The following is a 26,306-nucleotide window of genomic DNA, read 5'->3' as shown; positions in this document are numbered from 1 at the left end:
GCGGCAAAGCGGCTGGAAATTGTTGATTGCCCGGCAAGCTCGAGCCGGCAGAAAATACCTCGAATTGCTTCCTGACAAATCGCCGTCCACACCGACATTGAAATCATCTGATATGGGGCTCGCTTAAACGCGGACTTCCCTGCACTGCAGCCCATGCCACGCGGGCGGAAGCATCCTTGCCCCTTCGCTAACCGGGATACAGCCATTCATTCCAAACAAGCGCAGCAGCCTAGTGCAGCACGAGCATATCGCTCGAAGAAAACGAGATCTCGGCCTTCTCACCAACTGCGGGGGGCGGCGTTGCCGGGCTGTTGAACGTGTCGAGCGAGACCGTGTTGCCGCCGATGCCGACACGAACCCGGATGACCGATCCGAGGAAATGCACTTCGGAGATTTCTCCGGAAAGGCTGGAGTCGCGGCCGGGCTGGCGCCCAAGCGAGATGGCTTCCGGACGCAGCGCCAGGGACAGCGTGTCGCCCGACTTGGAACCGTTGAGCTTGCCCTTGAGCGAGACCTGTTCGGAATTGACCCGCACCGTGCCCGCGGCGGCATCGGTGACGGTGCCTTCCAGCACATTCAGCGTGCCGACGAAATTGGCGACGAACTTGGTTGCCGGCCGGTTGTAGATCTCGAATGGCGTGCCGACCTGCTCGGCCTTGCCGCCATACATGACGGCGATGCGGTCCGAGATCGACAGCGCCTCTTCCTGGTCGTGCGTGACGAAGATGGTGGTGATGCCGAGCTTCTTCTGGATCGACCGGATTTCCTCGCGCAGCGACACGCGCACCTTGGCGTCGAGCGCCGACAGCGGCTCGTCGAGCAGCAGCAGCTTTGGCTTCGGCGCGATGGCGCGGGCTAGCGCGATGCGCTGCTGCTGGCCGCCCGAGAGCTGGTAGGGATAGCGATCCGCCATCTGCGGCAGCTTGATGATGCCGAGCATCTCGGCGACGCGGGCATCGATGTCCGCCCTCGGCATGCCGGCGACCTTCAAGCCGAAGCCGATATTCTGCGCCACGGTCAGGTTCGGGAACAGCGCATAGGCCTGGAACACCATGCCGACATTGCGCTGGTTGGGCTTCAGTCTCGTAATGTCCTTGCCGCTGACGACGATCGTGCCCGCGCTCGGCTCCTCGAAACCGGCAACCATGCGCAACACCGTCGTCTTGCCGCAGCCGGATGGCCCGAGGAAGGAGACGAATTCGCCGCGCTCTACGTCGAGATTGAAATCCTCCACCACCGTGGTGGCGCCGAAGGATTTTCGAACGTGCTGGATGGAGAGGAATGGGTCGGCCATGGCGTGGTTCTCTCGATCAATTTGGGCGGTTCGCCGATTTCGGCGCGAAGCGGGACAGGATCTGGATCAGCGACATGCAGCCCCAGGTGATGGCGAAGGCGATCACTGCAAGGGCTGCGGGCTCGTATGCACGGTTGGCGCCGATGTTCTGCAGATACGGGCCGAAAGCCGGACGGCTGAGCAGGCTGGCCATTGTAAACTCGCCAATGACGATGGCGAAAGTCAGGAATGCGCCGGACAGCACCGCGATCAGCACATTGGGCAGGATGACGCGGGTGATGATGGTGCCCCAGCCCGCACCCAGAATTTGCGCGGCTTCGGTCAGCGTACGCACATCGATGGTGCGCAGACCGGTGTCAACGGCCCGATACATGTAAGGCAGAGACAGCGTCGTATAGCCAATGACAAGCAACGCGTTCGCACCCCAATTGCTTGCCAAGAATGGCAGCGGCGAGTTCGAGCCGTACATCCTGATATAGCCGAAGACGATGACGATTGCCGGAATGACCAGCGGCAAAAGGGTGATGAATTCGACGATTGGCCTGAGCTGAGGCAGACGCAGCCGGATCCAGTATGCCGCCGGCACCACGATCAGCACCCCCAGGATAATGGTGCAGAGCGCAGCGATGACTGAAAAGAGGAAAGTTGACTGGAAGCGCGCGTCTCCCAGCACGACTTGATAGGCGTCGAAGGAGTGGACGCCGCGCCGCATGCGCAGCGAGAACTCGACCGTCGCCATCAACGGAATAAAGAAATAGGCAGCCCCGACAACAAAGACGACCCAGGCCCAGAACTTACCCGACTTCATTTGAGCCACCTTTCGGACCGAGTCCGAAACCAGATGTAGAAGACATTCGCAAGCCCGGTGATGACGATCATGCCAAAGGCTATGGCATAAGCGAGTTGCGGGTTGTGCAGCACGTCGCCATTCATCTGCGAGTAGAGCTTGATCGGAACGATATTAAGCGTCGGACCGGCAAACGCATAAGCGGTGGCGATGGCGCCGAAGGCGTTCGCAAACAACAGGATGACCGTACCGAGAAAACTCGGCCATATCACAGGGATGACAACCATGCGCCAGTACTGCGCCTGCGTGGCACCGAGCGTGGCCGCAGCCTCGCCCCACTCCTTCTTCAAGCCATCGATGGCTGGCACGATGATGACCACCATCAGGGGAATCTGAAAGAACAGATAGACCGCGATCAGGCCCGTTGTGGTGAGAAAATTGAAGCCCATCGCGTAAATGTTGATGTTGAGCACGTCACGCAGAAGCGTCGTGACGATACCGACACGGCCGAGCGTAGCCAGGAACGCGAAGGCGAGCGGCAAGCCGGCAAAATTCGAGGCGACGCCCGAAAACGTCAGGGTCGCGGAGCGCGTCCAGCTTGGCAGTCCGCCGCGCACGATCGCGATCGCGATGGCGAGCCCGGCAAACGCCCCGATGATGGCCGACCAGAAACTGATCTTGATCGAAGACCAGTAGGAATTGCTGATCGACGGATCGCTGACCAGCTGCAGAATATTGTCGAGCGTGAACCCGCCTTCACCGTTCCGGAAGGCTCCCACGACGAGATAGAGCGTGGGCAGGATCAAGAACATTAGGGCAAAGATGAAGAACGGCGCCACGCCGATCCATTGCGTTGGCAAGCGGAAGGCGGTCGCCTCCTTCGGCGGCACCGGCTTGGTGGCGAATGCCTGATTTGAAAGCGAGAGATCGGTCATGCGCCGGCTACCGTCTTCGAGGAAGGACCGGGCGGCCTCGCGGCCGCCCGGTGGATTTCAAGTCTTACTTGACGTTGGCGCCGACAGTGGCGTCCCAGTTCTTGCTGATAGCTTCCTTGGCCTTAGCCTGCTCGTCGAGCGACGGGAACGCGGCCGAGGCATAGGATTCCGCCGGCGGCAGCTTGGCCAGCACGTCCGCCGGGATCTTGCCGTTCTTGGCGAGATCGTTGAAGCGGATCGGGTGGCAATAGCCCTTCAGCCAGCCGATCTGGCCTTCGTCGGAGTAGAGGTATTCCATCCACAGCTTGGCTGCATTCGGATGCGGCGCGTAGGCGCTGATCGCCTGCACGTAGACGCCGGCGACGACGCCGGTCTTCGGCACGATGACGTCGACGGGCGGGTTGCCCTTCAGCGTGTCGCGGCCGGCGAGCGCGTTGTAGTCCCAGTTGATCAGGATCGGGGTCTGACCCTGGGCAAGCGTTGCCGGCTTGCCTACGACCGGAACGAAATTGCCGGCGGCGTTGAGCTTCTTGAAGAAGTCTAGGCCAGCAGTGCCGGCAGCTTCACCGGCTGCGGCGCCACCGGAAAGGCCGGCGGCGTAGACAGCCTGGATGGCCTGGTTTGAAACGCGCGGATCGCCGGCAAGAGCGACCGCGTTGGCGAATTCCGGCTTCAAGAGGTCGGCCCAGTCGGTGGGCGATTCCTTGATCAGGTCCTTGTTCACCATGAACGACAGAACGCCGTAATAGTCGCCGTACCAGAAGCCGTCGGCATCCTTGGCGCTGTCGGGGATCGAGTCCCAAGTCGACACCTTGTAAGGCTGGATCAGGCCATCGGCCTTGGCGGTCGGGCCGAAGGACAGGCCGACGTCGATGACGTCGGGCGCCTGCGGGCCCTTGTTGTCCTTGTTGGCCTTGATCGCCTCGACCTCGTCGCCGGAGCCGGCGTCGGGGTTGAGTTCGTTGACGGTGATTTCCGGATACTTCGCCTTGAAACCTGCGATGACATCGCCATAGCCGCACCAGTCATGCGGCAGCGCGATGGTGGTGAGCTGGCCTTCCGCCTTGGCAGCCTTGACGAGATCGTCCAGCGAATCCGCGGACGAAATCACCGTCGACGCGAAAAGCGCCGCGGCCGAAAGGGAAAGCACTTTCCCCGTGAACTTGAACATGTGTTCTCTCCGTTGAACTGACGCCGTTGGACGCCTGCGATGCGGTATCGTTTTCATGTGACAGCCAGATGAAAGCTTTGTGAAAGCGGCTGCTCGCAGTGCGAAAAAGTAAACTCTTTTTAACCTGATGTAGCAATCGCTCCGCGATTCTTTTTCCGGCTAACTAGTTTGTGCCTTGCCCGTCATCCTCCCCCTTGTTTTCATAGCCCCTTTTCAGATCACTTTGCGGCGCGGAAAACGCCTCAGACCGTGCCGGCAATGGCGTTTTCGAGCAAGGTCAGCGCCGCCTTCTTGGTCAGCTTGACCGGGTTACCGCCGGCGGTCGGATCGACCACCGCCATGTCGGCGATCAGCGCCTTGCGTTTCTTGTCCATGTCGAGCCCCTTGATAAGGCCCGGCAGCGCATGCGGCACCTTCAATTCCTTGCGCAGCTTGATAATCGCCTTGGCGAACCCGTCGAAGCCGCCCTTGATGCCGCAATAGGCGGCGAGCCGGCCGATACGCTCCTCGATGGAGTCACGGTTGAAGGCGAGCACATAGGGCATGAACACCGCATTGGTCATGCCGTGATGGGTGTCATAGAGCGCACCGACCGGATGCGACAGCGAATGGATGGCGCCGAGCCCCTTCTGGAAGGCAGTGGCGCCCATGGCGGCGGCGCTCATCATGTGGGCGCGCGCGACGAGATCCCTGCCGTTGGCATAGGCCTTCGGCAGGTTCTCGAAGACCAGCCTCACACCTTCGACGGCGATGCCGTCGGCCATCGGATGATAGCCCGGCGCGCAATAGGCCTCGAGACAGTGGGCGAGCGCATCCATGCCGGTGCCGGCGGTGATGAAGCCGGGCATGCCGACCGACAGCTCCGGGTCGGCAACAACGATTGCTGGCAAAAGTTTCGGATGGAAGATGACCTTCTTGGTGTGCGTCGCCTCATTGGTGATAACGCCGGCGCGGCCAACTTCCGATCCGGTCCCGGCGGTGGTGGGCACGGCGATGATCGGCGCGATGGCGTCCGAATTGGCGCGCGTCCACCAGTCGTCGACATCCTCGAAATCCCATACCGGCCTGACCTGCCCGGCCTGGAAGGCGATCAGCTTGCCGAGATCGAGCGCCGAACCGCCGCCGAAGGCGATGACGCCGTCATGCTTGCCCTTCTTGAACACGGCGATGCCGGCGGTCAGATTGGACTCGACCGGGTTAGGCCTGACCTCGGAGAAGACGCCGTAGGGAACCTTGGCGTCGTCGAGTATCTTCAGCGTCGAGGCAACGACCGGCAGTTTCGCCAGTCCAGGGTCGGTGACGAACAACGGCCGCTTGATGCCGGTGGCCGCCAGCACCTCAGGCAATTCCTTGATGCGGCCGGCGCCGAAGCGGACGGTGGTGGGGTAGTTCCATTTGGAGATCAGCTTGGACATTTTTGTCTTTCAATAAATCAGATGGCTTCGCGCAGATGGAATGATTTCGGCCGGGTCAGATTGTCGTAGCCGATGGCCGACAAGCCCGCACCCTTGCCGGTGTCCTTGACGCCGGTCCAGACCAAGGCGGGGTCGAGGTAGTCGCAGCGGTTCATGAACACCGTGCCGGTCTCGACGCGGTTGCCGATCGCCACGGCATGCTCGGTATCGCGCGTCCAGATCGAAGCGGTCAGCCCGTAGGGACTGTCGTTCATCAGCGCGATCGCCTCTTCGTCGTTGCGCACCTTCATGATGCCGACGATCGGGCCAAAGCTTTCCTCGCGCATGACGCTCATCTGATGATCGACTTCTGTCAGCACCTCAGGTGCCAGATAAGGCGAACCAGCCTTGTCGTTAGCCACCTTCATGTTGATGTGCGCCTTGGCACCCTTGCGCAGCGCTTCCGCCTTCTGTTCACGGATCAGGTCAGCAAAGCGCGCCTGCGCCATCGGTCCCATCGTCGTCGCCTGATCGAGCGGATTGCCGACGACATAGTTCTTTGTCTCGGCGATGAAGCCTTCGACGAATTCGTCATAGACCTTCTCGTGCACATAAACGCGTTCGATGCCGCAGCAGCACTGGCCGGAATTGTAGAAGGCGCCGTCGACCAGATTGGCGACCGCATGGTCCATCTTGGCATCGGGCAGCACATAGGCCGGATCCTTGCCGCCAAGCTCGAGGCCGAGCGTCATGAAGGTGCCCGCCGCCGCCTTTTCGATGGCGCGGCCGCCGCCGACCGAACCGGTGAAATTGACGTGGTCGATCTTGCCCGAGCCGAGCAGCCTTTCGGTCTGGGCGTGGTTCAGCACGACATTCTGGAACACGCCCTTGGGCAGGCCGATCTTGTCGAAAGCCTGTTGAAAGCGCTCGCCGACCAGCAGCGTCTGCGCCGCATGCTTCAGGATCACGGTGTTGCCGGCCATCAGCGCCGGCACGATGGTGTTGACGGCGGTCAGATAGGGATAATTCCACGGCGCGATCACCATCACGACGCCGAGCGGGTCTTTCTTCACATAGCGGCGGAAACCGTCCTTGGGGTTGGAGGCCGGCACCGACTTGAGCGCCTGCTCGGCGATCTCGACCATGTAGTTGGTGCGTTCCCTGACGCCGCCGAATTCGCCGCCATAGCGCACGGGCCGCCCCATCTGCCAGGCGATTTCCGGCACGATCTCGTCGGTCATCGCGACCAGCGCTTCCAGCATAGCCAACATGTACTTGCCGCGCTCGACGATAGGTGTCTCAGCCCACTTCTCTTGCGCCGCCTTGGCGCGTTCCACTGCGGCGTTGATCGCCTGGTCTGTAGCAATCGGCCGCTCGGAATAGATCGAGCCATCGACGGGGGTAATGAGTTTGACCGTCTCGGTCATTTTGTAAGTCCTCGTATTCTACAACAAAATCGTGTGGCCTGACGCTGCCCCTCATCTGCCTGCCGACAGCCTCTCCCCACGGGGAGAGGCTAAGAGTGAAGGGGGGGCGCCGACGAACCGTCGATACCTAATACCGCTCGAACCCTCTGTGCAGTTCCCAATCCGTAATCCGGCGGTCGTATTCGAACTGCTCCCACTTTGCGGTGTGGACATAGTGTTCGAGCACATCCTCGCCGAGCGCCTGCTTGAGCATCTTCGACTTCGCCAGCGTGTCGGTGGCATCGCGCAGCGTCTTCGGAATCTCCGGCAGGCGAGATGCCTGATAGGCATCGCCGACGAACGGCTTCTGCAATTCCAGCTTTTCGTCGATGCCGGCAAGGCCGGCGGCGATCAGGGCTGCGAAAGCAAGATACGGGTTGAGGTCGGCGCCACCGATGCGGCATTCCATGCGGATGCCCTTGGTGCCCTCGCCGCACAGGCGGAAGCCTGCGGTGCGGTTGTCCTCGCTCCACATGATCTTGGTCGGCGCGAAGGTGCCGGCCTGGAAGCGCTTGTAGGAGTTGATATAGGGCGCCAGGAACCAGGTGAATTCCTTGGCGTATTTGAGCTGGCCGGCGGCCCATTGCTGGCCGAGTGTCGACAGCGTCCAGTCGGCCTTTTTGTCGAAGAACAGCGGTGTCTTGCCGTCGGCGCTCCACAGCGAATTGTGGATGTGGCTGGAATTGCCGGCGAGCCCGTAATTATACTTGGACATGAACGAAATCGCCTTGCCCTCGGACTCGGCGATTTCCTTGGCGCCGTTCTTCAGGATGACGTGGCGGTCGGCCATGTCGAGCGCCTCGGCATAGCGCACATTGATCTCTTCCTGGCCAGGACCCCACTCGCCCTTGGAATTCTCGATCGGAATGCCGGCCGCTTCCATTTCGTTGCGAAGCCGGCGCATGACGCCTTCTTCCTTGGTGGTGATGCCGATCTGGTAGTCGCCGATATAGGGCGATGCGGTGTCGAGAACTTGCCAGTGCTTCTTGCGGGCCGAATCGTAGGTCTCGTTGAACAGATAGAATTCGAGCTCGGATGCGAAATAGCCGATATAGCCGCGCTCGCTCAGCCGCTTGACCTGCTTCTTCAAGATGGCGCGCGGCGAATGCGGCAGGTCGTCATGCGTGTGGTGGTCGAGCACGTCGCAGATCACGAGCGCGGTCTTTTCCAGCCAGGGAATGCGCCGCAGCGTGGCGAGATCCGGCTTCATGACGAAATCGCCATAGCCCTTCGACCAACTCGCCGCCTTGTAGCCCGGCACCGGCTCCATATCGATGTCGGCGGCCAGCAGATAATTGCATCCATGCGTTTCGTCATGCGCGGAATCGACGAAGTACTGCGCCAGGAAGCGTTTTCCCGCCAGCCGTCCCTGCATGTCGACGATGCAGGCCAGCACGGTGTCGATCTCACCGCTGGAGACCGCTTTCTTCAACTGATCGAACGAGAAATTTCCGGCCATTCCTTTGGCACTCCAGCGCTTGGGCTTTGAATGAGTTGAACGAAACCATGGCCGGCACGATGCCGGCCATGGCCATGATGGTCGAGGTCAGTGGCCGGTTTCGCCGACTGCCTGTTCGGCCGCCTTGATGGCCGCCTGACGCGCCGCAATGATGTCGCCGAGCGGCGGCCCCTGGAAGCGGCGCTTCTCGAAGCCGAACCAGACGACTGCCGTCAGGATGAAGAAGCCGACGGTGATGTAGAGCGCCCAATCGTTCGGCGGCTGGATGCCGATGATGAAGATCAGGATCATTGAGACGATCGACAGGAAGGCGAACAGCATGAACACGCCGCGCCCCATGTTCCAGGGACCCATCTTGTCCCACTTCGGCGTGCCCCAGGCGAGCATGCCGAGCACGATCGGCACGGTGAAGGAGAGGAACAGGAAGATGACGGTGCAGGAAACCACGATGGTATAGGCCGAAGTGCCTGCGACCGAAACCAGCGTCGAACCCCAGACGAACAGCACCGACAGGATCGAAGCCGTCCAGATCGCCGCCACCGGCGTGCGGTAGGTCGGGCTGACCTTGGCGAGTGCCGCCGAACCCGGCAGGCCGCCGTCACGCGAGAAGGCGAAGATCATGCGCGAGGCAGACGTCACCGTGGCAAGGCCGCACAGCAGCTGTGCGACGAACACGACGAGGTAGACGAACTCCTTGATGCCGGGGCTTACGCGCTGGTCGAAGGCCCAGAAGAACACGTTCCAGCCCTGCTTGGCGGCATCGTCCATGTTCGGGATCATCAGCACGAAGGCGGCCAGGAACAGATAGCCGAAAACGGCCGACCAGATCACCGACATGACCATGGCGCGCGGCACGGAAGAAGCCGCCTTGATGGTTTCCTCCGAGGTGTGCGCGGAAGCGTCATAACCGGTGATCGTGTAGATCGGCAGCAACAGGCCGAGCGCGAACACCCAGGCATTCGAGACGGATGGCCACACGCCGGCGCCTGCGTCCCCGGAATAGTTCTTGAAGGTGAAGAGACGGCTGAAATCCCAGGTCTCAGCGGAAGCCAGGCAGACGATGGCGATCAGGATCGAGCCGAAGAAGATGAGATAGCCCGAGAAATCGGTCAGCTTCGCCGTCAGCTTGATGCCGAGATGGTTGATCAGCGCCTGCGCGCCGGTGATGATGATCAGAAAGATCATCTGGTTTGTCAGCGTGCCTTCGATTCCGAGCGTCGGCCCGAAAGCGCCGATGAAAAACGTCCAGGTGCCGACATTGATGGCGCCGAGCACGGTGATCAGGCCGAGCAGATTGAGCCATGCGGTGACCCAGCCGGTGCCGCGGTTGCCGAGGATCGAACCCCAGTGATAGAGGCCGCCGGCCGTCGGATAGGCCGAGCTGATCTGCGACATGGCGACCGCGAAGGTCAGCGAAACGAAGCAGCCGACCAGCCAGCCGATGCCGATGCCGATGCCGCCGGCGCCGGAGGTGGCCTGGGCCAGCGAATTGATGCCGCCCGACAGGATGCAGATGATGGAGAAGGAAACGGCGAAGTTCGAAAAGCGACTGAGGCGCCGCTCCAATTCCTGGGCATAGCCCATGCTGTGGAGGTGCTTTACGTCCTCCGCCTTGTCAACTTCAGTATAACCCGGTGCTGCCATTTTAGTGTCCCCTGTTGGTTTTCGGGTCGGGATGAGATCCCGCCCTAGCTAGCCGATTGAACTGACTTTCCGACTGAATGCGATCTGGTGTGTCCGGCCTCCTCTGGCTCCAGATCCGAAAAAATGCCCGTGAGCAGATCCGCCCATTTCCGCTGCCCGGTCTCGCCGGCGATTTCGTCATTGCGGATTTCGATCATCGCGCAGGGCAGTCCGCGCGAGCGCGCATGCCGTTCCAGCGTGAAATAGACTCGGTCATCAGGTGAATACGGCTCGTTGACCCCGACGGTGACACCGGAAAGCCGCTTCAGCGCCGATATCAGCGGCGCCGCCAGCCGGCGATCCTCGTCATGGATGATGCCGATATGCCAGGGCCGGTTGCGGCCCTTGTATACCGGCGTGAAGGAATGGACCGAAACCAGCCGCGTTTCCTGACCGTGTGACAGCCTGTGGCTGATGATATCCGCAATCGTATCGTGGAAAGGGCGCCACGAAAGCGCGACACGCGCGGCACGCTCACTTTCCGACAGGCCGGCATTGCCCGGTATGGCCGTTGTCTCACTGACCGGCGGCACCAGGTCGGGCGCGTCAAGCGGCCGGTTGCAGTCGATGACAAGGCGCGAAATGCGGGTTTCGACCAGCGTCGCGTCGAGCGCCTGCGCCATGCGGCGGGCAACCGGCAGCGCGCCGGGATCCCAGGCGATGTGGCGCGACAGGTCCTCGACAGCAAGGCCGAGCGTGCCGAATTCGGCGGGCAGGAAGTTCGAGGCGTGATCGCAGGTCAGCACGAAAGGGCTTGATCCGCCGGGGTTCGTCACCCTTACGGTATCAGACGATGCAAGGCTGGCGAGCCGTGCTTTCTCCATACTCTGCCGTCCCCGGGGAGCGCTGTATCGTATGTTACGTATTTTGCCTCATTGCGTCCCTGTGGATGATTTCATACAGTTTGTCCGGCTTTGTCAAATGCGATTTCGGAAAAGACCATCGACCGAGCCAGGGGTGGGGAAAAGATGATTTCCAACATTGCCGAACTGATCGCCGACCGCATCGGCACGATGCCGGCCAGCGAACGGCGCGCGGCCCAGACACTGATTGCCTTCTACCCGATGATCGGCTTGAAAACGGTCGCTGAATTCTCGGCCGCAGCCGGCGTTTCCTCGCCGACGATCCTGCGTTTCGTCGCCCGGTTGGGCTTTCAGAACTATCCGGAGTTCCAGTCGAGCCTGCAGGACGAACTGGCGGCGCAACTGCAATCGCCGGCGACAAGGACGCTCAATCCGCCCTCGCCCGGCGGCGGGACCGTGTCGCCGATGCTGGAAGCGACGCTCGACAATATGCGCGAGACATTCAGGCACCTGTCCGACAAGCAGCTTGCCGACATCGCCGCCCGGTTGGCGGACCGGCGCGGCAAGACCTTCCTGATCGGCGGCCGCTTCACCGATCCGCTGGCGCGCTACATGGCCGCCCACCTCGCCATCATCCAGCCGGATGTCTTTCACCTCGCCGGGCAGGAAAGCATGTGGCGTGACCGGCTGATCGACATGGGCAAGCGCGACGTGCTGGTCATCTTCGACATCAGGCGCTACCAGGACAGCCTCCTCCGCTTCGCCGAGAAGGCGCATCAGCGTGGCGTGCAGATCGTGCTGTTCACCGACCAGTGGCTGTCGCCGATCGCCCGCCTTGCTCGCCATGTCATCGCCGGACGAACCGCGGTGCCGTCGGCATGGGATTCATCGGCGGCCCTTTTCGTCGTCGCCGAAACGCTGATCGGCGCCGTCACCAGGCAACTGGAAGCAGAAGGCGCCAAACGCATTCGCGAGATGGAAAGTCTGCGTTAGTGCATATGCGATGATCCGAAGCGTTACGCATATTTTCTCAAACGTTACATATATTTAATGTGCGCAGCCCCCGGAGAATTGTCATAAAGACGCGATATCGAGACGGCTTCTTTGCCTTACAATAGCCTCGCTGCGTCTGCTTCATTTCGGGAAACCGGTAGACGGAAGGATTGTTTTACCAACCGGAGTGCTGATGGCCGCCTGGAAACAGATACTTTTTGCACTCATGGTGCTGGTGGTGGCGGCAGCCGCCTGGCTGCGCTTTTATCCCGGCGCACCGGACGTGCTGGCACGTTGGGGCATCGACTGGGCTTACGCGGCAACGCCCCCGGCTGAAACCGGTGCCGCCAACGCGAGGCAGGCAAACGGCCGCAACGGCAATCAGCGGGTGAACGTGGTCGCCTTGGCGGCCACTTCGGCTGTTATCAACGACCGCCTGCAGGCGATCGGCACCGGCCGTGCCAACGCCTCGGTGACCGTCAATCCTTACAGCTCCGGCCGCCTCGCCGAACTGCTGGTCGAGTCCGGCAGCCATGTCGAAAAGGGACAGATCCTCGCCACCCTCGATTCCGAGACCGAAGTGATCTCTCAGGACCGTGCCAAGCTCGCCTTGCAGGACGCTCAGTCCAAGCTCGACCGCGTCAAGTCGCTGCGTGCCTCCAATGCCGCGACCCCGGTAGCCGTGGCTGACGCCGAGGTGGTGCTGGCGGGCGCCAAGCTGGCGCTTCAGGACGCGGAACTTGCACTGCAGCGCCGGTCGATCCTGGCGCCGATCGCCGGCACCGTCGGCATCCTGCCGATCTCGGCCGGCAATTACGTCACCAACCAGTCGGCCATCGCCACGCTCGACGACCGGTCCTCGATCCTGGTCGATTTCCTGGTGCCCGAGCGCTTCGCCGCCGCCGTCAAGGTCGGTGCGCAATTGACGGCGACGCCGATCGCCAATCCCAGCAACGCCTATAGCGGCACCGTTTCGGCCATCGACAACCACATCGATGAAAAGAGTCGCACCCTGCTGGTCAAGGCCAAGATCGCCAACCCGGCCGATTCGCTGCGCGCCGGCATGTCGTTCGGCATCACCATGAAATTTCCGGGGCAAACCTATCCGGCTGTCAGCCCGCTGGCGATCCTGTGGGGGTCGGACGGCGCCTATGTCTGGCAGATCGAGGATGGCAAGGCCAGGCGGGTCCCGGTGCGCATCATCCAGCGCAACACCGAGACCGTGCTGATCGACGCCGAGATCGACAATGGCGACATGGTGGTCACAGAAGGCACCCAGAGCGTCAGCGAGGGCGGCGCGGTTCGCCTTGCCGGCGAAGAGCAGCGCGCCGCGGACGCCGCCGCAGGCTCATGACCGGAACCATCAACACCGCCAGCGAGACCGGCTTCACCGCCCTGTTCATCCGCAGGCCGGTCATGGCCTTCGTGCTCAACACACTGATTGCGGTCGCCGGCCTGGCCGCTTTCTACGGCGTCGAGATCCGCGAACTGCCTGATGTCGACCGCGCGGTCGTCACTGTTTCCACCACCTTCGAGGGCGCGGCGGCCGAGACCGTCGACCGCGAACTGACCGACACGATCGAGGGCGCCGTCGCCCGCGTCTCAGGCGTCAAGTCGATCTCGTCGTCTTCCTCGTTCGGCTCGAGCCGCGTCACCATCGAGTTCAACGACGGCGTCGATCTGAATGTCGCCGCCTCGGACGTGCGTGATGCTGTCGGCCGCGTCGCCAATCAGATGCCCGACACCGCCGATCCGCCGCGCATCGTCAAGGCCGACGCCAATTCCGACGCGGTGATGCGACTGGCGGTGACCTCGGACAACATGTCGATCCAGGACATGACCGTGGTGGTCCAGGACCAGATCGAGGACGAGCTTGCCGCCGTGCCCGGCGTTGCCGACGTCCAGGTCTATGGCGACCGCGACAAGATCTTTCGCATCGATGTCGACCAGAACAAGCTGGCCAGCCTCGGCTTCACGGTTGCCGATCTCAGGGCCGCCCTTGCCTCGGTCGCTTTCGATTCCCCTGCCGGTTCGATCACCACGACCAACCAGGACCTGATCGTCCGCACGACTGCCGACGTGACCACGCCGGAAGAGTTCGAAAACATCATTGTCGGCGGCACGACGCGCATCCGCGACGTCGCCACCGTCACGCTCGGTCCCGACGTCGGCCAGACCACGCTGCGCTCGGACGGCAAGACCGGCATCGGCATCGGCATCATCCGCCAGGCGGAATCGAACACGCTGGACATCTCGACCGGTGTCCAGGCCGCCGTCGCCAAGCTGCAGGAAAACCTGCCCAAGGGCATGTCGATCAAGATCACCAGCGACGACGCCGTCTTCGTCAAGGGCGCGGTGCACGAGGTCGAGATCGCACTCGGCCTGTCCGTGACTATGGTGCTGATCGTCATCTATGTGTTTCTCCTCGACTGGCGCGCGACGCTGATCCCCGGCCTGTCGATGCCGGTCGCCATGATCGGCACCATCGCTGCCATCTATCTGGCCGGCTTCTCGGTCAACATCCTGACCCTGCTCGCTCTGGTGCTGGCGACGGGACTGGTCGTCGACGACGCCATCGTCGTGCTCGAAAACATCGTGCGACGACGCAATGAAGGCATGGGGCCCCGCGCCGCCGCCGTGCTTGGCGCGCAGGAAGTGTTTTTCGCCGTCATTGCCACCACCTTGACGCTGGTCGCCGTCTTCGTGCCGATTTCGTTCCTGCCCGGCCAGACCGGCGGCCTGTTCCGCGAATTCGGCTTCGTGCTTGCCATGTCGGTGCTATTGTCCTGCGTTGTGGCGCTGACGCTGTGCCCGATGCTCGCCTCGCGCATGCTGACCAGCGCATCGCTCCACCACGAAGGGGGCCATGGCATCGGCGCCCGCATCGGCGGCGCGCTCAGTACGGCCTACAAGCGCGGCCTACACGCCTGCCTCGACGCGCCATGGATCGTGCTTCTGGTCGCGGTGCTGTTTGCCGGCACCGCCTTCACGCTGTTCGGCACCATCCGCCAGGAGCTGACGCCGACCGAGGACCGCGCCGCCGTGCTTCTGCGCATCAGCGCCCCGCAAGGCGTCAGCCTCGACTATACGACGCAGCAGATGCAGAAGATCGAGAGACTGATCCAGCCGATGCGCGATTCCGGCGAGATCCGCTCGACCTTCGAGAATGCCGGCCAGAACGGCTCCTACAATTCCGGCTTCATGGTGATGACGTTGGCGCCGTGGAACGAGCGCAGCCGCAGCCAGCAGGAGATCATGGCCGAGATCAGACAGTTGACCAGGCAGGTGCCGAGCGTGCGCATCTTCCCGGTACAGCCCAACAGCCTCGGCATCCGTGGCGCCGGCAACGGCCTGCAGTTCGCGCTGGTCGGCAACGACCGCAAGGCGCTCGGCGACGCAGCCGTGAAGATCATCGCCGAGATGCAGAAGGACGCGCGCTTCCAGACACCGCGCCTGTCCATCGACCCGACGCAACCGCAGCTCGCCGTGGCCATCGACCGCGAGCGCGCCTCCGACCTCGGCATCGACATATCAGGACTGGCCAACACCTTGCAGGCCATGCTCGACGGCAACGATGTCGTCGACGTCTACATCGCCGACCGCAGCTACGGCGTGAAGCTGGTCTCGACCACCAATCCGATCAACGATCCGACGGATCTGGAAAACATCTTCCTGAAAACATCAGACGGACGTTTCGTGCCGATGTCGACCATCGCCACCCTGACCGAACGTGCCGTACCGCCATCACTGTCGCGCGAACAGCAGCAGCCCTCGGTGGCCATCACCTCCAACCTCAGTGGCGACTTCGCACTTGGCGACGCGCTCACCCGCGCCGAGGAGATCGCCACGCCGCTGCTGCCTGCGGGCAGCCGCATCCTGCCTCTGGCCGAGGCGGCGACGCTGGGCGAAACCAACAGCGCCATGATCACCATTTTCGGCTTCGCGCTGGTCATCATCCTTTTGGTGCTGGCCGCCCAGTTCGAAAGTTTCGTCAGTGCCGTCATCATCATGGCGACGGTGCCGCTCGGACTGGCCTGCGCGATTTTCGCGCTGCTGCTCTCGGGCACCAGTCTCAACGCCTACAGCCAGATCGGCCTGGTGCTTTTGGTTGGCGTCATGGCCAAGAACGGCATCCTGATCGTCGAATTCGCCAACCAGCTGCGCGATCGCGGGCTTGGCGTGCGCGAAGCGATCGAGCAGGCCTCGATCATCCGCGTGCGGCCGGTGATGATGACGATGATCTGCACCGTGCTCGGCGGCTTGCCGCTGGTGCTGGCGAGCGGCGCCGGGGCCGAGGCGCGCGTCGCGCTCGGCTGGGTCATCGTCGGCGGCCTGGGGCTGGCCACCGTCTCGACGCTGTTCCTGACGCCGGTCGCCTATCTCTTGCTTGGCCGCTTCGTCACGCCGAAGACCCATGAGGAAGCGCGACTGAAGCGCGAGTTGGAGGAAGCCGCCTACACCAATGTGGAACCGGCGGAGTAAAGAAATCCAGGGAAAAGTGTGTAGCGGTTTTCCGTCCGGAATTTCGTAAGAAAAATAGTTCCGCCTATCTCAAGAATCGGCCTTCGATCGACCAGCGCGCGGCGAGGAAATTCAGCACCGCCGCCACCACGACACCGGCGATCTTTGCCGGCCACACTCCGGCGATGCCGGCAAACAGCGCGATGGAGAGGCTGGAGACGCCGAGCGAAATCAGCCCTCCAAGCGAGGCGAAGCGAAGGAATGCGTCACGCAGCCGGATGGCTCGATTGCGCTCGAACGACCAGAAGCCGTTCGCCGCGAAGGAAAAGGTGACGGCGATGAACCAGGCAGCAACGTTGGCCGGCAGCGGCGAAGCACCGAGCTTGAGCAGCAGGAAGAAGCTGGCAAGGTCGATGGCTGTGTTGGCCAGTCCGACAATGGCAAAGCGGACGATCTTGTTGCCGGTCGAACGCGGGGCCCGCTCGGCGTCGTTCATCCCCTGCCATCCATGATTGCGACATTGGCGCGGGCCAGGCTGGCTCCGAACGCGTCCGATGCCAGGGCCGCGAATTCGACCTCGCGCACACCTTGCATCGTGTCGCGCGCGCGCAGCGTCTCGTCGACATGGCCGGGATGGCACATGAACAGCCCTTGTTCCGGCAACCCTTCGACGGCGGCCTGCAGAACCGCAGTGAATTTTTCGGGCTGCCGCCAGTCATAGATGCCGGCGAGCGGCTGGAAAACGATGAAGCCGGCGCGCTGCATCGAACGGTTGAACCCGGCAGCGAGCGCGGCAATCGCGGCGACCTTCGACCCTGCGGCCAGCGCCGGGCCGCCGCGTAGGGCCGGCCTGTCGGCGCCTTCTGGAAACCGCGCGCGCAGCCATGTGCGCACGACGGGAAGGAAATGCACATGCTGATGCCCGTCGACGAAATCGGGGCGGCGGCCAAGCGCCTCGACGAAGCGGCTGTACTGGGCGTCAAGCTCGGCATGAACATGGCGCTCGTCGATGCGGCCGCGCAGAACAGGCAAGGCCAGTGCGCGGAGCGGTGGCAGCCGGCCTTCCGGCGCCAGGCTCGACCGGCCGGTGACCGCCGGCTGGTCGGTCAAGGTGAGATGCAGCCCGACCGCGGCCCGGCCGCACAGCGGTTTTATGCGCTCTGCCTCCGCTTCCCATTCCGGAAAGCCGGTCATGCAGCTGGTGCCGGTCAGGCGGCCGCGATCGAGCAGGTCGAGAATCGCGGCGGAAACGCCGGGCGCCAGGCCGTAATCGTCGGCGATCAGGCGGATGCGCCGCGTCATCTGTTCGAAGTGCCCGGCTCCGGCCGATCGGCGGGGGCCACGCTGCGCACGACGTCGCGCACGAGATAGACCGGGCGATCCTTGCTCTCGCTGAGCGTGACCCAGACGTATTCGCCGATCAGGCCAAGCAAGGTCAGGTTGAGGCCGCCGAGCAGGACGACGGCAACCAGCAGGCTGGGGTAGCCCGGGACGGCAATGCCGTAGAAGATCACCTCGAAGAGCACCTTGGCGCCATAGAGCGCACCGGCCAACGCCGCGAGCAGCCCGCTGAGGCTGATGAGACGCAAGGGAATGACGGAAAAGGAAGTAAAACCTTCGAGCGAGAAGGCGATCAGGTTGAGCCGGCTCCATTTCGACGTGCCGCTGGCGCGGCCTTCCGGCGAATAGGGCAACGCCTTCTGGCGAAAGCCGGCCCAGGCAAACAGGCCCTTGTTGAAGCGCCGCTTGTCGCGCAGGCTGGTCAGCGCGCGCGCCACGGCGCCGCGCATGACGCGAAAGTCGCCGGCATTTTCGGGAATGTCGAAACGCTGGCTCGAGTTGATCAGGCTGTAGAAAAGCCGTGCAAGCTGGCTGCGCCGCCAGCTCGCCTCGCGGCGGTCGTTCTGCGCATAGACGACGTCGATGTCCGGATGGTCCACCAGCTCGGCGATCAGCTTCAGGCTGATGTCCAGGGAATGCTGGAGGTCGGCGTCCATGATCAGCACCATGTCGCCGCGCGACTGGTCGAGGCCGGCGAGCACCGCGACTTCCTTGCCGAAATTGCGGCTGAGGCGCACGATCTCCCACGACCCCGTCAGCGCTTGCGAAAACCGCACGGCGCCATCGTCACGACTGCCGTCATCGACGAGGATCTTGTGTACGGTCATGCCGAAGCGTTGTGCCACGGCCACTTCGAGCTCGCCCAGCAGGCACGCGAAGGCCGATGCCGATGCCGCCTCGTTGAAGAACGGTGCGACAATATCGAGGCTCGGCCGCAACTCAACCATTCGCGACTCCCGCATTCACCACCTTTTCCCGTGCCTTGGCCCAGAACCACCAGATCAGCGAACCGGCGATAAAAGTGACGGCGACCGGCCGGAACCAGGGGAAGAGGAAATCGTGCACATGGCGCTCGACGCCGCTCAACCCGGTCACGAACAGCGTCGTCGACAGCACCGAGGCAAGGACGCCGCCCCGTTCTTCGCGCCACAACAGGGCGATGGCAAGACCGGCTGGTACCGCGATCATGGCAAAGGTGTTTGGCTCGACGCGCGGGTTGAAGACGCACATGTAGAAAGTGGCTGTCAGGAAGATCGCCAGCGCCGCCTTTCCCTGTTCGAGCCTGCGGTCGAACCAGATGACGGCAGAAAGCGTAAACAGGGCCATGACCATGCGCACGATCGTTGCGCCGATTTCCGGTATCGGCAGTCCTATCGTGGTGAACGGTGCCGTGAAATCGGTGGGCACGAAATGGCTGGTGTTGTCGACGGCCATGGAGGTCAGCATCTGGATGAAGACACGATACTGATCGTTGAGATAGCCGGCGGGAGCAAAAGCGTAAGGCAGTGCCAGCACGAACAGCAGCGCCAGCACCAGCACCGGTATCAACCGGAGCCGAAGGGCTCCTACCAACAACAGCATTATGATCGCGGTCGGCTTGGCGATGATGGCAAGCGAAGCCCAGAAGAACGTCTCCGCCCGCCGCCCTTCCAGCGCCGACAGGGTGAGAAGCCAGCAAGCGCCGGTCAAAAGGATCGTCGCCTGGCCGTTGCGGATCGCCCCCACCGCCATCGGCAAAGCGAGGAAAAGACCGAAAGAAAGCAGCCATGCCAGTTCGCCGCCGCCGAGCTTGCGCACCTGCCGCATCGCGGCGTAGGTCAGCACCGCAAAGCCAATGGAATGCCAAACCAAGCCGCCCAGATGCGGACCGAGCTTGACTATTGGAGTGTAGAGCGCGGCAAAGGCCGGCGCGTAGAGATACCCCATCTCGGACTGGGTGTCGTAGAGCGGCAGACCGGCCTGAAGCGCCTCGCTGCCGTCGATATAGGCCTGCCATACCGTCCGCGTGTGCGGCGACCACAGGACCAGGGCAAGAACGACCAGGAACGCTCCGATCCACAGGCCAAACCCCAAACGGTCGAAAACCGGCTTGGAAATCGTCATCAAGGCGCTCCACACAATCCCGGAACTGGATCAGTCCAGCCTGTCCCGGCATTCGATGGCGGCGGCATATCACGGACGAAGCGGCGTGGCATAGGGGGCTGACGAACGTCAGGGCCGCACCTCCTTCGCCTCGAATATGCGTTCCCACCTTCATGGCTGCCGTCCGAGGCTGGCGACCTGACTAATCGCCAGTGAATTCGGGCAAACGAAAATAGGGGTTGCGCGGATCAAAGGGATATTTCGGCTCGCCCTTACCAGCAAGAACAGCCCCCGGAATCAGCACGCCTTTCGGCCCGAACTGATAGTCGATGCCGGCACAGAGGTGAGCGAGATCCTGGTAGTTGAAACTGCGCAACGCACTGCCACCTTCAAATGCAGCTGTTTTGAGTTGCTCAGGCGTGAGCGGCCCGATCATCCTGTCGCGATAGGCTTTGATCTTGGCCTTGTTGAGTCTGGAGGCCTGACATTCGGCGCCGACGACCCGCGCCAGCATGATATTCCTGACCGCGGTCCCGGCAGGATCATCCAGCGGGGCCGAATATTTCTTGAGAAAGTAATTCGTACTGGGATCGTTCGTCATCGCCTTGCGCCAAAACGGCGGGAACTTTTCGGCAGCCTGTGCACCAATGGTACTGGCCATCGACATGAGGACAATCGGGACAAACCACCATTTTCTCACAAGCAGCCCCTTTTTTGCAGTAACTGGACTTCGCTCGCCAGCCATTTTCGTTCAAGGCTTGATGAACACCTTGCCGTTGGGCTTGGCCAGTTCGGCTGGCAGCCGCGCCATTGCTTCGGCAAGCGGCACCACCGCCGTCACGTCGGTCGACCAGCGCCCATCGGAAAAACGCTTCTGCGCTTCCAGGATCGCCGGGCCGCGACGGTCGCGGAACTGGCGCATCCACTCACTCAGCCAAAACCCTTCGATATGCTTGTGCTGGAAGATCAGTTGGCCGGGCTCGCGGATAACGGTGGCTTCGGGATCGAGCCGCCCATAGATGATCCAGCGCGACCGCTTCGGCATGACGTCGAAGATGGCGGAGGCAAGCGGCCCGGTTACCGCGTCAAGGAAGATGCGCGGCTGTTCGGCCTTCATCACCTCGCGCAGCGCCGCCTTGAAATCCGGCGCCCTTTCATTGAGCACGTGCGCCGCGCCAAGCGCATTCAGAGCCGCGATCTGGTCGTCGCGGCGCACGGTGACGATCGGCCGGAAACCCTCTTCGCTGGCCAGGCCGATGATCAGCTTGCAGAGCTGGCTGGCGCCGGCGGTCATGACGAAGGCCTTCTCGCCTTCCTCCTTGACGATGTCGAACATGGCGAGCGCCGTGAGCGGGTTGACGATCATCGCCGCACCGTCCTCGTCGCGAACGGTGTCGAGCAGCGGGATGCAGGCAGCCGCCTCGGCGACGGCATAGTCGGCCCACGAGCCCCAGTTGGTGACGCCGGTGGCAAAGGCCACGCGCTTGCCGATCAGGCTTTTGGGATAGGGCTCGTCCCCGCTGGCGACGACAATGCCGACACCCTCGAAACCGGCCGGCTGGCCCTTGGCGCGCGGCTGGCCGTACTGGCCCTTGACGAAGGCGACATCGGACGGATTGATCGAGGCGAGGCTGACCTTGATCAGCACCTGGCTGGGGCCCGGTGTCGGCACCGCGATGCTGCCCGGCTCGAGATAGGGCTCCATCGCCTCCAGCACACTGCCGCTCCGCGTCCTGGTGTAGCCATCGCCGACAAGCAGCAGCGCCTTCATTTCGGATGGGACGGTCATCGGAACACTCCTCGCTCGAGCCTCGGGTCGCGCCCGCATGACGATGCCGGCGCTCAGACCTTCTCCTGCGTGTATTTCCTCAACTCCGTCCGCGCCACCTGACGGCGATGCACGGCGTCCGGCCCGTCGGCAAGGCGCAAGGTCCGCAGATGCGTCCACGACCGCGCCAGCGGTGTGTCCTGGCTGATGCCTTGCGCGCCGAACATCTGCACCGCCTCGTCGGTTACCTTGAGCGCGACGCGCGGTGCGATCACCTTGATCTGGCTGATCCAGGGAGCAGCAGCCCGCGCATCGCCCTGGTCGATCATCCACGCCGCCTTGAGGCAGAGCAGCCGCGCCATCTCGATCTCCATGCGGCATTCGGCGATGATGTCGAAATTGGCGCCGAGCTTTGCCAGCTTCTGGCCGAAGGCCTCGCGGCGCACGGAACGCTGGCACAGCATCTCGAGCGCCATCTCGGCCTGTCCGATGGCGCGCATGCAGTGGTGGATGCGGCCGGGACCGAGCCGCCCTTGCGCGATCTCGAACCCCCTGCCCTCGCCGAGGATCAGGTTCGACGCCGGTACGCGCACATTGTCGAAGCGAAGATGCATGTGGCCATGCGGCGCGTCGTCATCGCCATAGACCTGCATGGCCCGCACCTTGGTCACGCCTTTGGTGTCTGATGGCACCAGGATCATCGAATGGCGGCGGTGCTGCGGCTCGTCATCGCCCCCGGTCCTGACCATGACGATGTAGATGGCGCAGCGCGGATCGCCGGCGCCCGAAGCCCACCATTTCTCGCCATTGAGCACATAGTCGCCGCCGTGGCGTTCACAGCGCATGGCAATGTTGGTGGCATCGGATGAAGCGACATCCGGCTCGGTCATCAGATAGGCCGAGCGGATATTGCCGTCGAGCAGCGGTTCCAGCCATGCTTTCTTGTGGTCGGTCGAGCCGTGTCGCTCCAGCACCTCCATGTTGCCGGTGTCGGGCGCCGAGCAGTTGAAGGTCTCGGCGCCGAGATGCGCCTTGCCCATCTCTTCGGCCAGATAGGCGTATTCGACGGTGGAAAGGCCATAGCCGCGTTCCGAGCCGGTCAGCCAGAAATTCCACAGGCCGCGCTCTCTTGCGGTCTTCTTCAGCCCTTCGAGGATCTCGCTCTGACGCGCACTGTAGACCCAGCGGTTGCCTGCCTTGCCCACTTCGCTGAGGAATTCATGGTCGAGCGGCATGATCTCGTCGCGCACCATGGCCGCGACGCGCGCGTGGATTGGCTTCAGCCGCTCGGTCATGCCGAGATTCATCTCCGTCATCGGTCGCTAACCCTTCATACACGCCAGGCATTTTGTCAGTGGCAAGGATGACCGTACTTCGGATAGCCTTGTCAACGAACTGTTTGCCCGCATGCCGAGCGCGGAGGATTGTGATGAGCTATCTAAACGAACTGTTTTCGGTGGCCGGCAAGACCGCACTGGTGACGGGTGCGGCGACCGGCATCGGCCGCATGGCGGCGACCGCGCTGGTCAAGGCCGGCGCCAGCGTGATGATCGCGTCGCGCAAGGGCGAGGATTGTATCAAGGTCGCCGAAGAGTTGAACCAGCTTGGTGCACCGGGCCGGGCCGACGGCTTCGTCGGCGACGTTTCCAGCGAAGCCGGCATCGCCGCACTCGTGGCCGAGGTCAAATCGCGCATCGAACGGCTGAACATTCTGGTCAACAACGCCGGCGTCTCCTGGGGCGCGCCGCTGGAAAGCTTCCCCTATTCGGCATGGGCCAAGGTGTTTGGCGTCAACGTCACCGCGGTCTTCCACCTGACGCGCGAATTGCTGCCGCTGCTCGATGCCGCCGCCAGCGACGCCGATCCGGCCAGGGTGATCAACCTCGGTTCGGTAATGGGCACGCAGCCGCTGGCCGACGACGCCTATTCCTACACCGCCTCGAAGGCTGCGGTTCATCATCTGACGCGCACACTGGCGCTCGAGTTCGCCGCCCGCCGCATCACCGTCAACGCCTTTGCCCCCGGCCCCTTCCAGAGCCGGATGACGGCATTTGCCACCGCCACAGAGGAACAGGCCAGGCACGTCGGCAGCCATGTTCCGATCGGCCGTATCGGCGCACCGGATGACATTGCCGGCGCAACGCTCTATTTGTGCAGCCGTGCAGGCAGCTATGTCACTGGCGCCATCCTGCCGATCGACGGCGGACAGTCGGTGCAGCATGGGCTGACCTTGTTCAAGGAATGACATTTTCCGGCCACAGAAGCCGGGGGTGAACTGGAGGACATGAGCGTGGAACCGATCAGTCTCGATGTGCTTCTGGCCAGTGTCGGCAAGGAGGTCGGCGTGTCGCCGTGGCGGGTGGTCACGCAACGCATGATCGATCAGTTCGCCGACGCCACGGACGACCATCAGTTCATCCACTGCGATCCGGAGCGGGCGATGCGTGAAACGCCGTTCGGCGGCACCATCGCGCACGGCTTCCTGTCGCTGTCGCTGTTGTCGGCGATGACCTTCGAGACCATGCCGCCGCTGGAAAACGGCAAGATGGGCGTCAACCACGGCTTCGATTCGCTGCGCTTCCTGGCGCCGGTGAAAACCGGCGCGCGCATCCGCACCCGTTTCGTGCTGGCCGACGTCAAGGTCAGGCCGTCGGGCTGGGTGCAGACCGCGCACGACGTGACGATCGAGATCGAGGGTTCGAAGAAGCCGGCACTGACCGCGCGCTGGCTGACGCTGACCTTGATCGAACGCCAGCCCGAGACGGCATGAGTGATCCCGTTCTCGACCAGGCAGTGCTTGCGCCTTACCTCGAGGCGAACATACCGGGCTTTTCCGGGCTTGCTGCAGTCGAGAAGTTCAAATCCGGCCAATCGAACCCGACCTACCTTTTGACGGCGGCAAGCGGCCGTTACGTGCTGCGCGCCAAGCCGCCGGGGCAATTGCTGAAATCGGCGCACCAGGTCGACCGCGAATTCAGGGTGATGAGCGCGCTTGCCGGCACCGCCGTGCCTGTGCCTGCCATGCTGCACCTGTCGGCGGAAGGCTCGCCCATCGGCCGCATGTTCTACGTGATGGATTTCCTCGACGGCCGCATTTTCTGGGATCCGGCCCTGCCGGAGGCTGGCGACAATGATGAACGCGCCGCCATCTACGATGCCATGAACGACACCCTCGCCGCCCTGCACGAGGTCGATGTCGAGACTGTGGGGCTCGGCGATTTCGGCCGGCCGGGCAATTATTTCGAGCGCCAACTGGCGCGCTGGACGAGCCAGTACCGTGCCTCGGAAACCGGCACCGTCGCCGACATGGACCGGCTGATTGCCTGGTTGGAAACGCATATGCCCGTAGATGACGGCCGGATCTCACTGGTCCATGGCGACTACCGGCTGGACAATCTGATCTTCGCGCCGGACCGGCCAACGGTTCTGGCAGTGCTCGACTGGGAACTTTCGACATCAGGCCACCCCTTCGCCGATATCGCCTATCAATGCATGCAATGGCGGCTGCCGCACGCTTCCGGCTTTCGCGGCCTGGGCGGTATCGATCGTTCCGCACTCGGCCTGCCTTCCGAAGAGGACTACGTCGCCGCCTACTGCCGGCGGCGCGGGCTCACCGGTATCGGCAACTGGACGTTCTTCCTCGCCTTTTCCTTCTTCCGGCTGGCTGCCATCTGCCAGGGCGTCTTCAAGCGGGCGCTGGACGGCAACGCCTCCAATCCCGAGAAGGCGAAAACCTATGGCGAGGCGGTGAAACTGCTTTCGTGTCTTGCCGCAGAACTGATCGACAGGGAGGCGTGATGGGCCATTTCGAGAGAGGAACGGTGCTGATCACGGGGCTGCCAAATTACGACAAGCGTCGGCACGATCCGAAGCATACCGTTTGGGAACTTCCCGTGCCCTTGTCCGTTTCCGTACAGCGTATATAATTTAGCCAGCCACCAACCCAACCGAAGGCACCAGATCTTGCCGCAGAGCGTCCAGACACGCCGCGAGAAACAAAAAGCAGAACTGCGCTCCGAATTGCTCGAGGCCGCGCATAAGCTTGTCCAGGAAGAGGGCTATGAGGGCCTGACCATCCGCAAGCTGGCCAAGCGGGTCGGCTACGCCCCGATGTCCGTTTATTCCTACTTCGCCGACAAGCAGGACATCCTGTTCGCTCTGGCCGAGGACGCATTCGAGACGCTTGCTCGCCGCATCGAGGAGCATCCGTCCGATGATCCGATCGCAGCCTTGCAGGCGGTGATGACGGAATATGCCGCCTTCGGGCTCGGCAATCCCAACGAATACCGCACCGTATTCATGACCGAAAAGACCAAGCTGCCGGAAGGCAGGAGCTACGACGACATGGAAGAGAGCAACCCGGCGATGAAGGCGCTGATCAGCCGGGTCGAGGCCTGCGTTGCCGCCGGAAAATTGCAGGGCGATCCGCGCGCCATCGCTACCATGCTGTGGGCGGTCGGCCACGGCACGATCTCGCTGCTCATCACCTTTCCATTCTACCCCTTCGGCGACCCGCAGGCCTTCGTGAAGCGGATGTGCGATTTCACGCTCGCCACGCTCAGCACGCAAAACGTCCCGCCATTGACCGAGACACCGGTCAACTGCTGAACGCCGTTCCCTTTCATTTCCATATCTTCTCTCCGCTCCAGCCAAACCCTGGGGGGATTCT

Annotated in this window: 23 protein-coding genes; 7 read left to right on the top strand and 16 right to left on the bottom strand. The window is 62.8% G+C overall.

The features are described from left to right. Positions 1–229: 229 nt before the first annotated feature. The 9 genes from LB559_RS26020 to LB559_RS25980 all read right to left on the bottom strand — a co-directional run bounded on the left by LB559_RS26020 (position 230) and on the right by LB559_RS25980 (position 11,013). Positions 230–1,294 carry an ABC transporter ATP-binding protein gene (locus tag LB559_RS26020; RefSeq protein WP_013529688.1) on the bottom strand — a complete coding sequence of 355 codons (1,065 nt, stop codon included), beginning with the start codon at positions 1,292–1,294 and terminating at the stop codon, positions 230–232. A gap of 16 nt (positions 1,295–1,310) precedes the next feature. Further along, entirely contained in the window at positions 1,311–2,102 is a 792-nt protein-coding gene (locus LB559_RS26015; protein ID WP_013529687.1) for an ABC transporter permease, read from the bottom strand. Further along, positions 2,099–2,893, bottom strand: coding sequence for an ABC transporter permease (locus LB559_RS26010; RefSeq protein WP_224621361.1), 795 nt, complete (start codon positions 2,891–2,893; stop codon positions 2,099–2,101). The genes LB559_RS26015 and LB559_RS26010 overlap by 4 nt, the downstream gene beginning before the upstream one ends. A 187-nt stretch (positions 2,894–3,080) precedes the next feature. Continuing rightward, positions 3,081–4,187, bottom strand: coding sequence for an ABC transporter substrate-binding protein (locus tag LB559_RS26005; protein ID WP_013529685.1), 1,107 nt, complete (start codon positions 4,185–4,187; stop codon positions 3,081–3,083). Between the two features lie 242 nt (positions 4,188–4,429). Continuing rightward, entirely contained in the window at positions 4,430–5,602 is a 1,173-nt protein-coding gene (locus LB559_RS26000) for an iron-containing alcohol dehydrogenase (RefSeq protein WP_224675297.1), read from the bottom strand. 17 nt (positions 5,603–5,619) lie between these two features. Further along, positions 5,620–7,008, bottom strand: coding sequence for an aldehyde dehydrogenase family protein (locus tag LB559_RS25995; protein WP_224675296.1), 1,389 nt, complete (start codon positions 7,006–7,008; stop codon positions 5,620–5,622). Positions 7,009–7,135: 127 nt separating this feature from the next. Beyond that, entirely contained in the window at positions 7,136–8,506 is a 1,371-nt protein-coding gene (locus tag LB559_RS25990) for a glutamine synthetase family protein (protein ID WP_224675295.1), read from the bottom strand. An 87-nt stretch (positions 8,507–8,593) separates the two neighbouring features. Next, entirely contained in the window at positions 8,594–10,150 is a 1,557-nt protein-coding gene (locus tag LB559_RS25985; protein ID WP_013529681.1) for an amino acid permease, read from the bottom strand. A 44-nt stretch (positions 10,151–10,194) separates the two neighbouring features. Then, positions 10,195–11,013 carry an N-formylglutamate amidohydrolase gene (locus tag LB559_RS25980; RefSeq protein ID WP_224675294.1) on the bottom strand — a complete coding sequence of 273 codons (819 nt, stop codon included), beginning with the start codon at positions 11,011–11,013 and terminating at the stop codon, positions 10,195–10,197. Positions 11,014–11,157: 144 nt separating this feature from the next. Here LB559_RS25980 and LB559_RS25975 point away from each other — a divergent pair, with 144 nt between their 5' ends. The 3 genes from LB559_RS25975 (at position 11,158) to LB559_RS25965 (ending at position 16,467) form a co-directional block, all read left to right on the top strand. Continuing rightward, positions 11,158–11,985, top strand: a complete 828-nt coding sequence (locus LB559_RS25975) for a MurR/RpiR family transcriptional regulator (protein WP_013529679.1) — start codon at positions 11,158–11,160, stop codon at positions 11,983–11,985. A gap of 193 nt (positions 11,986–12,178) precedes the next feature. Continuing rightward, positions 12,179–13,339: an efflux RND transporter periplasmic adaptor subunit gene (locus tag LB559_RS25970; RefSeq protein ID WP_013529678.1), complete on the top strand. Its 1,161-nt coding sequence runs from the start codon at positions 12,179–12,181 to the stop codon at positions 13,337–13,339. After that, entirely contained in the window at positions 13,336–16,467 is a 3,132-nt protein-coding gene (locus LB559_RS25965; RefSeq protein ID WP_224675293.1) for an efflux RND transporter permease subunit, read from the top strand. The genes LB559_RS25970 and LB559_RS25965 overlap by 4 nt, the downstream gene beginning before the upstream one ends. A 64-nt stretch (positions 16,468–16,531) precedes the next feature. Here the strand turns inward: LB559_RS25965 and LB559_RS25960 are convergent, their stop codons facing one another. The 7 genes from LB559_RS25960 to LB559_RS25930 all read right to left on the bottom strand — a co-directional run bounded on the left by LB559_RS25960 (position 16,532) and on the right by LB559_RS25930 (position 22,953). Further along, complete coding sequence (locus LB559_RS25960; RefSeq protein ID WP_224675292.1) at positions 16,532–16,942, bottom strand: GtrA family protein; 411 nt, start codon at positions 16,940–16,942, stop codon at positions 16,532–16,534. Beyond that, positions 16,939–17,748, bottom strand: coding sequence for a ChbG/HpnK family deacetylase (locus LB559_RS25955; RefSeq protein ID WP_224675291.1), 810 nt, complete (start codon positions 17,746–17,748; stop codon positions 16,939–16,941). Before LB559_RS25955 ends, LB559_RS25960 begins: the two co-directional genes overlap by 4 nt. Then, the gene (locus tag LB559_RS25950) at positions 17,745–18,734 is read right to left on the bottom strand and encodes a glycosyltransferase family 2 protein (RefSeq protein WP_064995601.1); all 990 of its coding nucleotides are present in this window, start codon (positions 18,732–18,734) and stop codon (positions 17,745–17,747) included. Before LB559_RS25950 ends, LB559_RS25955 begins: the two co-directional genes overlap by 4 nt. Then, positions 18,727–19,890: a glycosyltransferase 87 family protein gene (locus LB559_RS25945; protein WP_224675290.1), complete on the bottom strand. Its 1,164-nt coding sequence runs from the start codon at positions 19,888–19,890 to the stop codon at positions 18,727–18,729. The genes LB559_RS25950 and LB559_RS25945 overlap by 8 nt, the downstream gene beginning before the upstream one ends. Before the next feature lie 181 nt (positions 19,891–20,071). Beyond that, a complete protein-coding gene (locus LB559_RS25940) occupies positions 20,072–20,614 on the bottom strand; it encodes a hypothetical protein (protein ID WP_224675289.1) in 543 nt (180 codons plus the stop codon). Between the two features lie 6 nt (positions 20,615–20,620). Further along, positions 20,621–21,658 (bottom strand): zinc-binding dehydrogenase, encoded by a 1,038-nt coding sequence (locus LB559_RS25935; protein WP_064995599.1) that lies wholly within the window; start codon positions 21,656–21,658, stop codon positions 20,621–20,623. Positions 21,659–21,711: 53 nt separating this feature from the next. Further along, positions 21,712–22,953, bottom strand: coding sequence for an acyl-CoA dehydrogenase family protein (locus LB559_RS25930; RefSeq protein WP_224675288.1), 1,242 nt, complete (start codon positions 22,951–22,953; stop codon positions 21,712–21,714). Positions 22,954–23,066: 113 nt separating this feature from the next. Between LB559_RS25930 and LB559_RS25925 the strand changes: the two genes are divergently transcribed. The 4 genes from LB559_RS25925 to LB559_RS25910 all read left to right on the top strand — a co-directional run bounded on the left by LB559_RS25925 (position 23,067) and on the right by LB559_RS25910 (position 26,245). Continuing rightward, positions 23,067–23,882 carry an SDR family oxidoreductase gene (locus tag LB559_RS25925; RefSeq protein WP_224675287.1) on the top strand — a complete coding sequence of 272 codons (816 nt, stop codon included), beginning with the start codon at positions 23,067–23,069 and terminating at the stop codon, positions 23,880–23,882. Positions 23,883–23,921: 39 nt separating this feature from the next. Continuing rightward, positions 23,922–24,407, top strand: coding sequence for a MaoC family dehydratase (locus LB559_RS25920; RefSeq protein WP_263484965.1), 486 nt, complete (start codon positions 23,922–23,924; stop codon positions 24,405–24,407). Further along, entirely contained in the window at positions 24,404–25,435 is a 1,032-nt protein-coding gene (locus LB559_RS25915; protein WP_224675286.1) for a phosphotransferase family protein, read from the top strand. Before LB559_RS25920 ends, LB559_RS25915 begins: the two co-directional genes overlap by 4 nt. A gap of 165 nt (positions 25,436–25,600) precedes the next feature. Next, the gene (locus LB559_RS25910) at positions 25,601–26,245 is read left to right on the top strand and encodes a TetR/AcrR family transcriptional regulator (RefSeq protein WP_013529665.1); all 645 of its coding nucleotides are present in this window, start codon (positions 25,601–25,603) and stop codon (positions 26,243–26,245) included. Positions 26,246–26,306 lie beyond the last annotated feature (61 nt).

Origin of the sequence: Mesorhizobium sp. BR1-1-3, assembly GCF_020165455.1 — a bacterium.
In the GTDB taxonomy this organism is placed as follows: Bacteria; Pseudomonadota; Alphaproteobacteria; order Rhizobiales; family Rhizobiaceae; genus Mesorhizobium; species Mesorhizobium ciceri.
The sequence above is the reverse complement of the archived record's forward strand: the minus strand, read 5'-3'. Positions and strand labels throughout refer to the sequence as shown.

What these genes read in the sequence shown, in the direction of transcription:
- LB559_RS26020 (WP_013529688.1), bottom strand. Translation starts at nt 1,294, where the DNA reads ATGGCCGACCCATTCCTCTCCATCCAGCACGTTCGAAAATCCTTCGGC.
- LB559_RS26015 (WP_013529687.1), bottom strand. Translation starts at nt 2,102, where the DNA reads ATGAAGTCGGGTAAGTTCTGGGCCTGGGTCGTCTTTGTTGTCGGGGCT.
- LB559_RS26010 (WP_224621361.1), bottom strand. Translation starts at nt 2,893, where the DNA reads ATGTTCTTGATCCTGCCCACGCTCTATCTCGTCGTGGGAGCCTTCCGG.
- LB559_RS26005 (WP_013529685.1), bottom strand. Translation starts at nt 4,187, where the DNA reads ATGTTCAAGTTCACGGGGAAAGTGCTTTCCCTTTCGGCCGCGGCGCTT.
- LB559_RS26000 (WP_224675297.1), bottom strand. Translation starts at nt 5,602, where the DNA reads ATGTCCAAGCTGATCTCCAAATGGAACTACCCCACCACCGTCCGCTTC.
- LB559_RS25995 (WP_224675296.1), bottom strand. Translation starts at nt 7,008, where the DNA reads ATGACCGAGACGGTCAAACTCATTACCCCCGTCGATGGCTCGATCTAT.
- LB559_RS25990 (WP_224675295.1), bottom strand. Translation starts at nt 8,506, where the DNA reads ATGGCCGGAAATTTCTCGTTCGATCAGTTGAAGAAAGCGGTCTCCAGC.
- LB559_RS25985 (WP_013529681.1), bottom strand. Translation starts at nt 10,150, where the DNA reads ATGGCAGCACCGGGTTATACTGAAGTTGACAAGGCGGAGGACGTAAAG.
- LB559_RS25980 (WP_224675294.1), bottom strand. Translation starts at nt 11,013, where the DNA reads ATGGAGAAAGCACGGCTCGCCAGCCTTGCATCGTCTGATACCGTAAGG.
- LB559_RS25975 (WP_013529679.1), top strand. Translation starts at nt 11,158, where the DNA reads ATGATTTCCAACATTGCCGAACTGATCGCCGACCGCATCGGCACGATG.
- LB559_RS25970 (WP_013529678.1), top strand. Translation starts at nt 12,179, where the DNA reads ATGGCCGCCTGGAAACAGATACTTTTTGCACTCATGGTGCTGGTGGTG.
- LB559_RS25965 (WP_224675293.1), top strand. Translation starts at nt 13,336, where the DNA reads ATGACCGGAACCATCAACACCGCCAGCGAGACCGGCTTCACCGCCCTG.
- LB559_RS25960 (WP_224675292.1), bottom strand. Translation starts at nt 16,942, where the DNA reads ATGAACGACGCCGAGCGGGCCCCGCGTTCGACCGGCAACAAGATCGTC.
- LB559_RS25955 (WP_224675291.1), bottom strand. Translation starts at nt 17,748, where the DNA reads ATGACGCGGCGCATCCGCCTGATCGCCGACGATTACGGCCTGGCGCCC.
- LB559_RS25950 (WP_064995601.1), bottom strand. Translation starts at nt 18,734, where the DNA reads ATGGTTGAGTTGCGGCCGAGCCTCGATATTGTCGCACCGTTCTTCAAC.
- LB559_RS25945 (WP_224675290.1), bottom strand. Translation starts at nt 19,890, where the DNA reads ATGACGATTTCCAAGCCGGTTTTCGACCGTTTGGGGTTTGGCCTGTGG.
- LB559_RS25940 (WP_224675289.1), bottom strand. Translation starts at nt 20,614, where the DNA reads ATGGCTGGCGAGCGAAGTCCAGTTACTGCAAAAAAGGGGCTGCTTGTG.
- LB559_RS25935 (WP_064995599.1), bottom strand. Translation starts at nt 21,658, where the DNA reads ATGACCGTCCCATCCGAAATGAAGGCGCTGCTGCTTGTCGGCGATGGC.
- LB559_RS25930 (WP_224675288.1), bottom strand. Translation starts at nt 22,953, where the DNA reads ATGACGGAGATGAATCTCGGCATGACCGAGCGGCTGAAGCCAATCCAC.
- LB559_RS25925 (WP_224675287.1), top strand. Translation starts at nt 23,067, where the DNA reads ATGAGCTATCTAAACGAACTGTTTTCGGTGGCCGGCAAGACCGCACTG.
- LB559_RS25920 (WP_263484965.1), top strand. Translation starts at nt 23,922, where the DNA reads ATGAGCGTGGAACCGATCAGTCTCGATGTGCTTCTGGCCAGTGTCGGC.
- LB559_RS25915 (WP_224675286.1), top strand. Translation starts at nt 24,404, where the DNA reads ATGAGTGATCCCGTTCTCGACCAGGCAGTGCTTGCGCCTTACCTCGAG.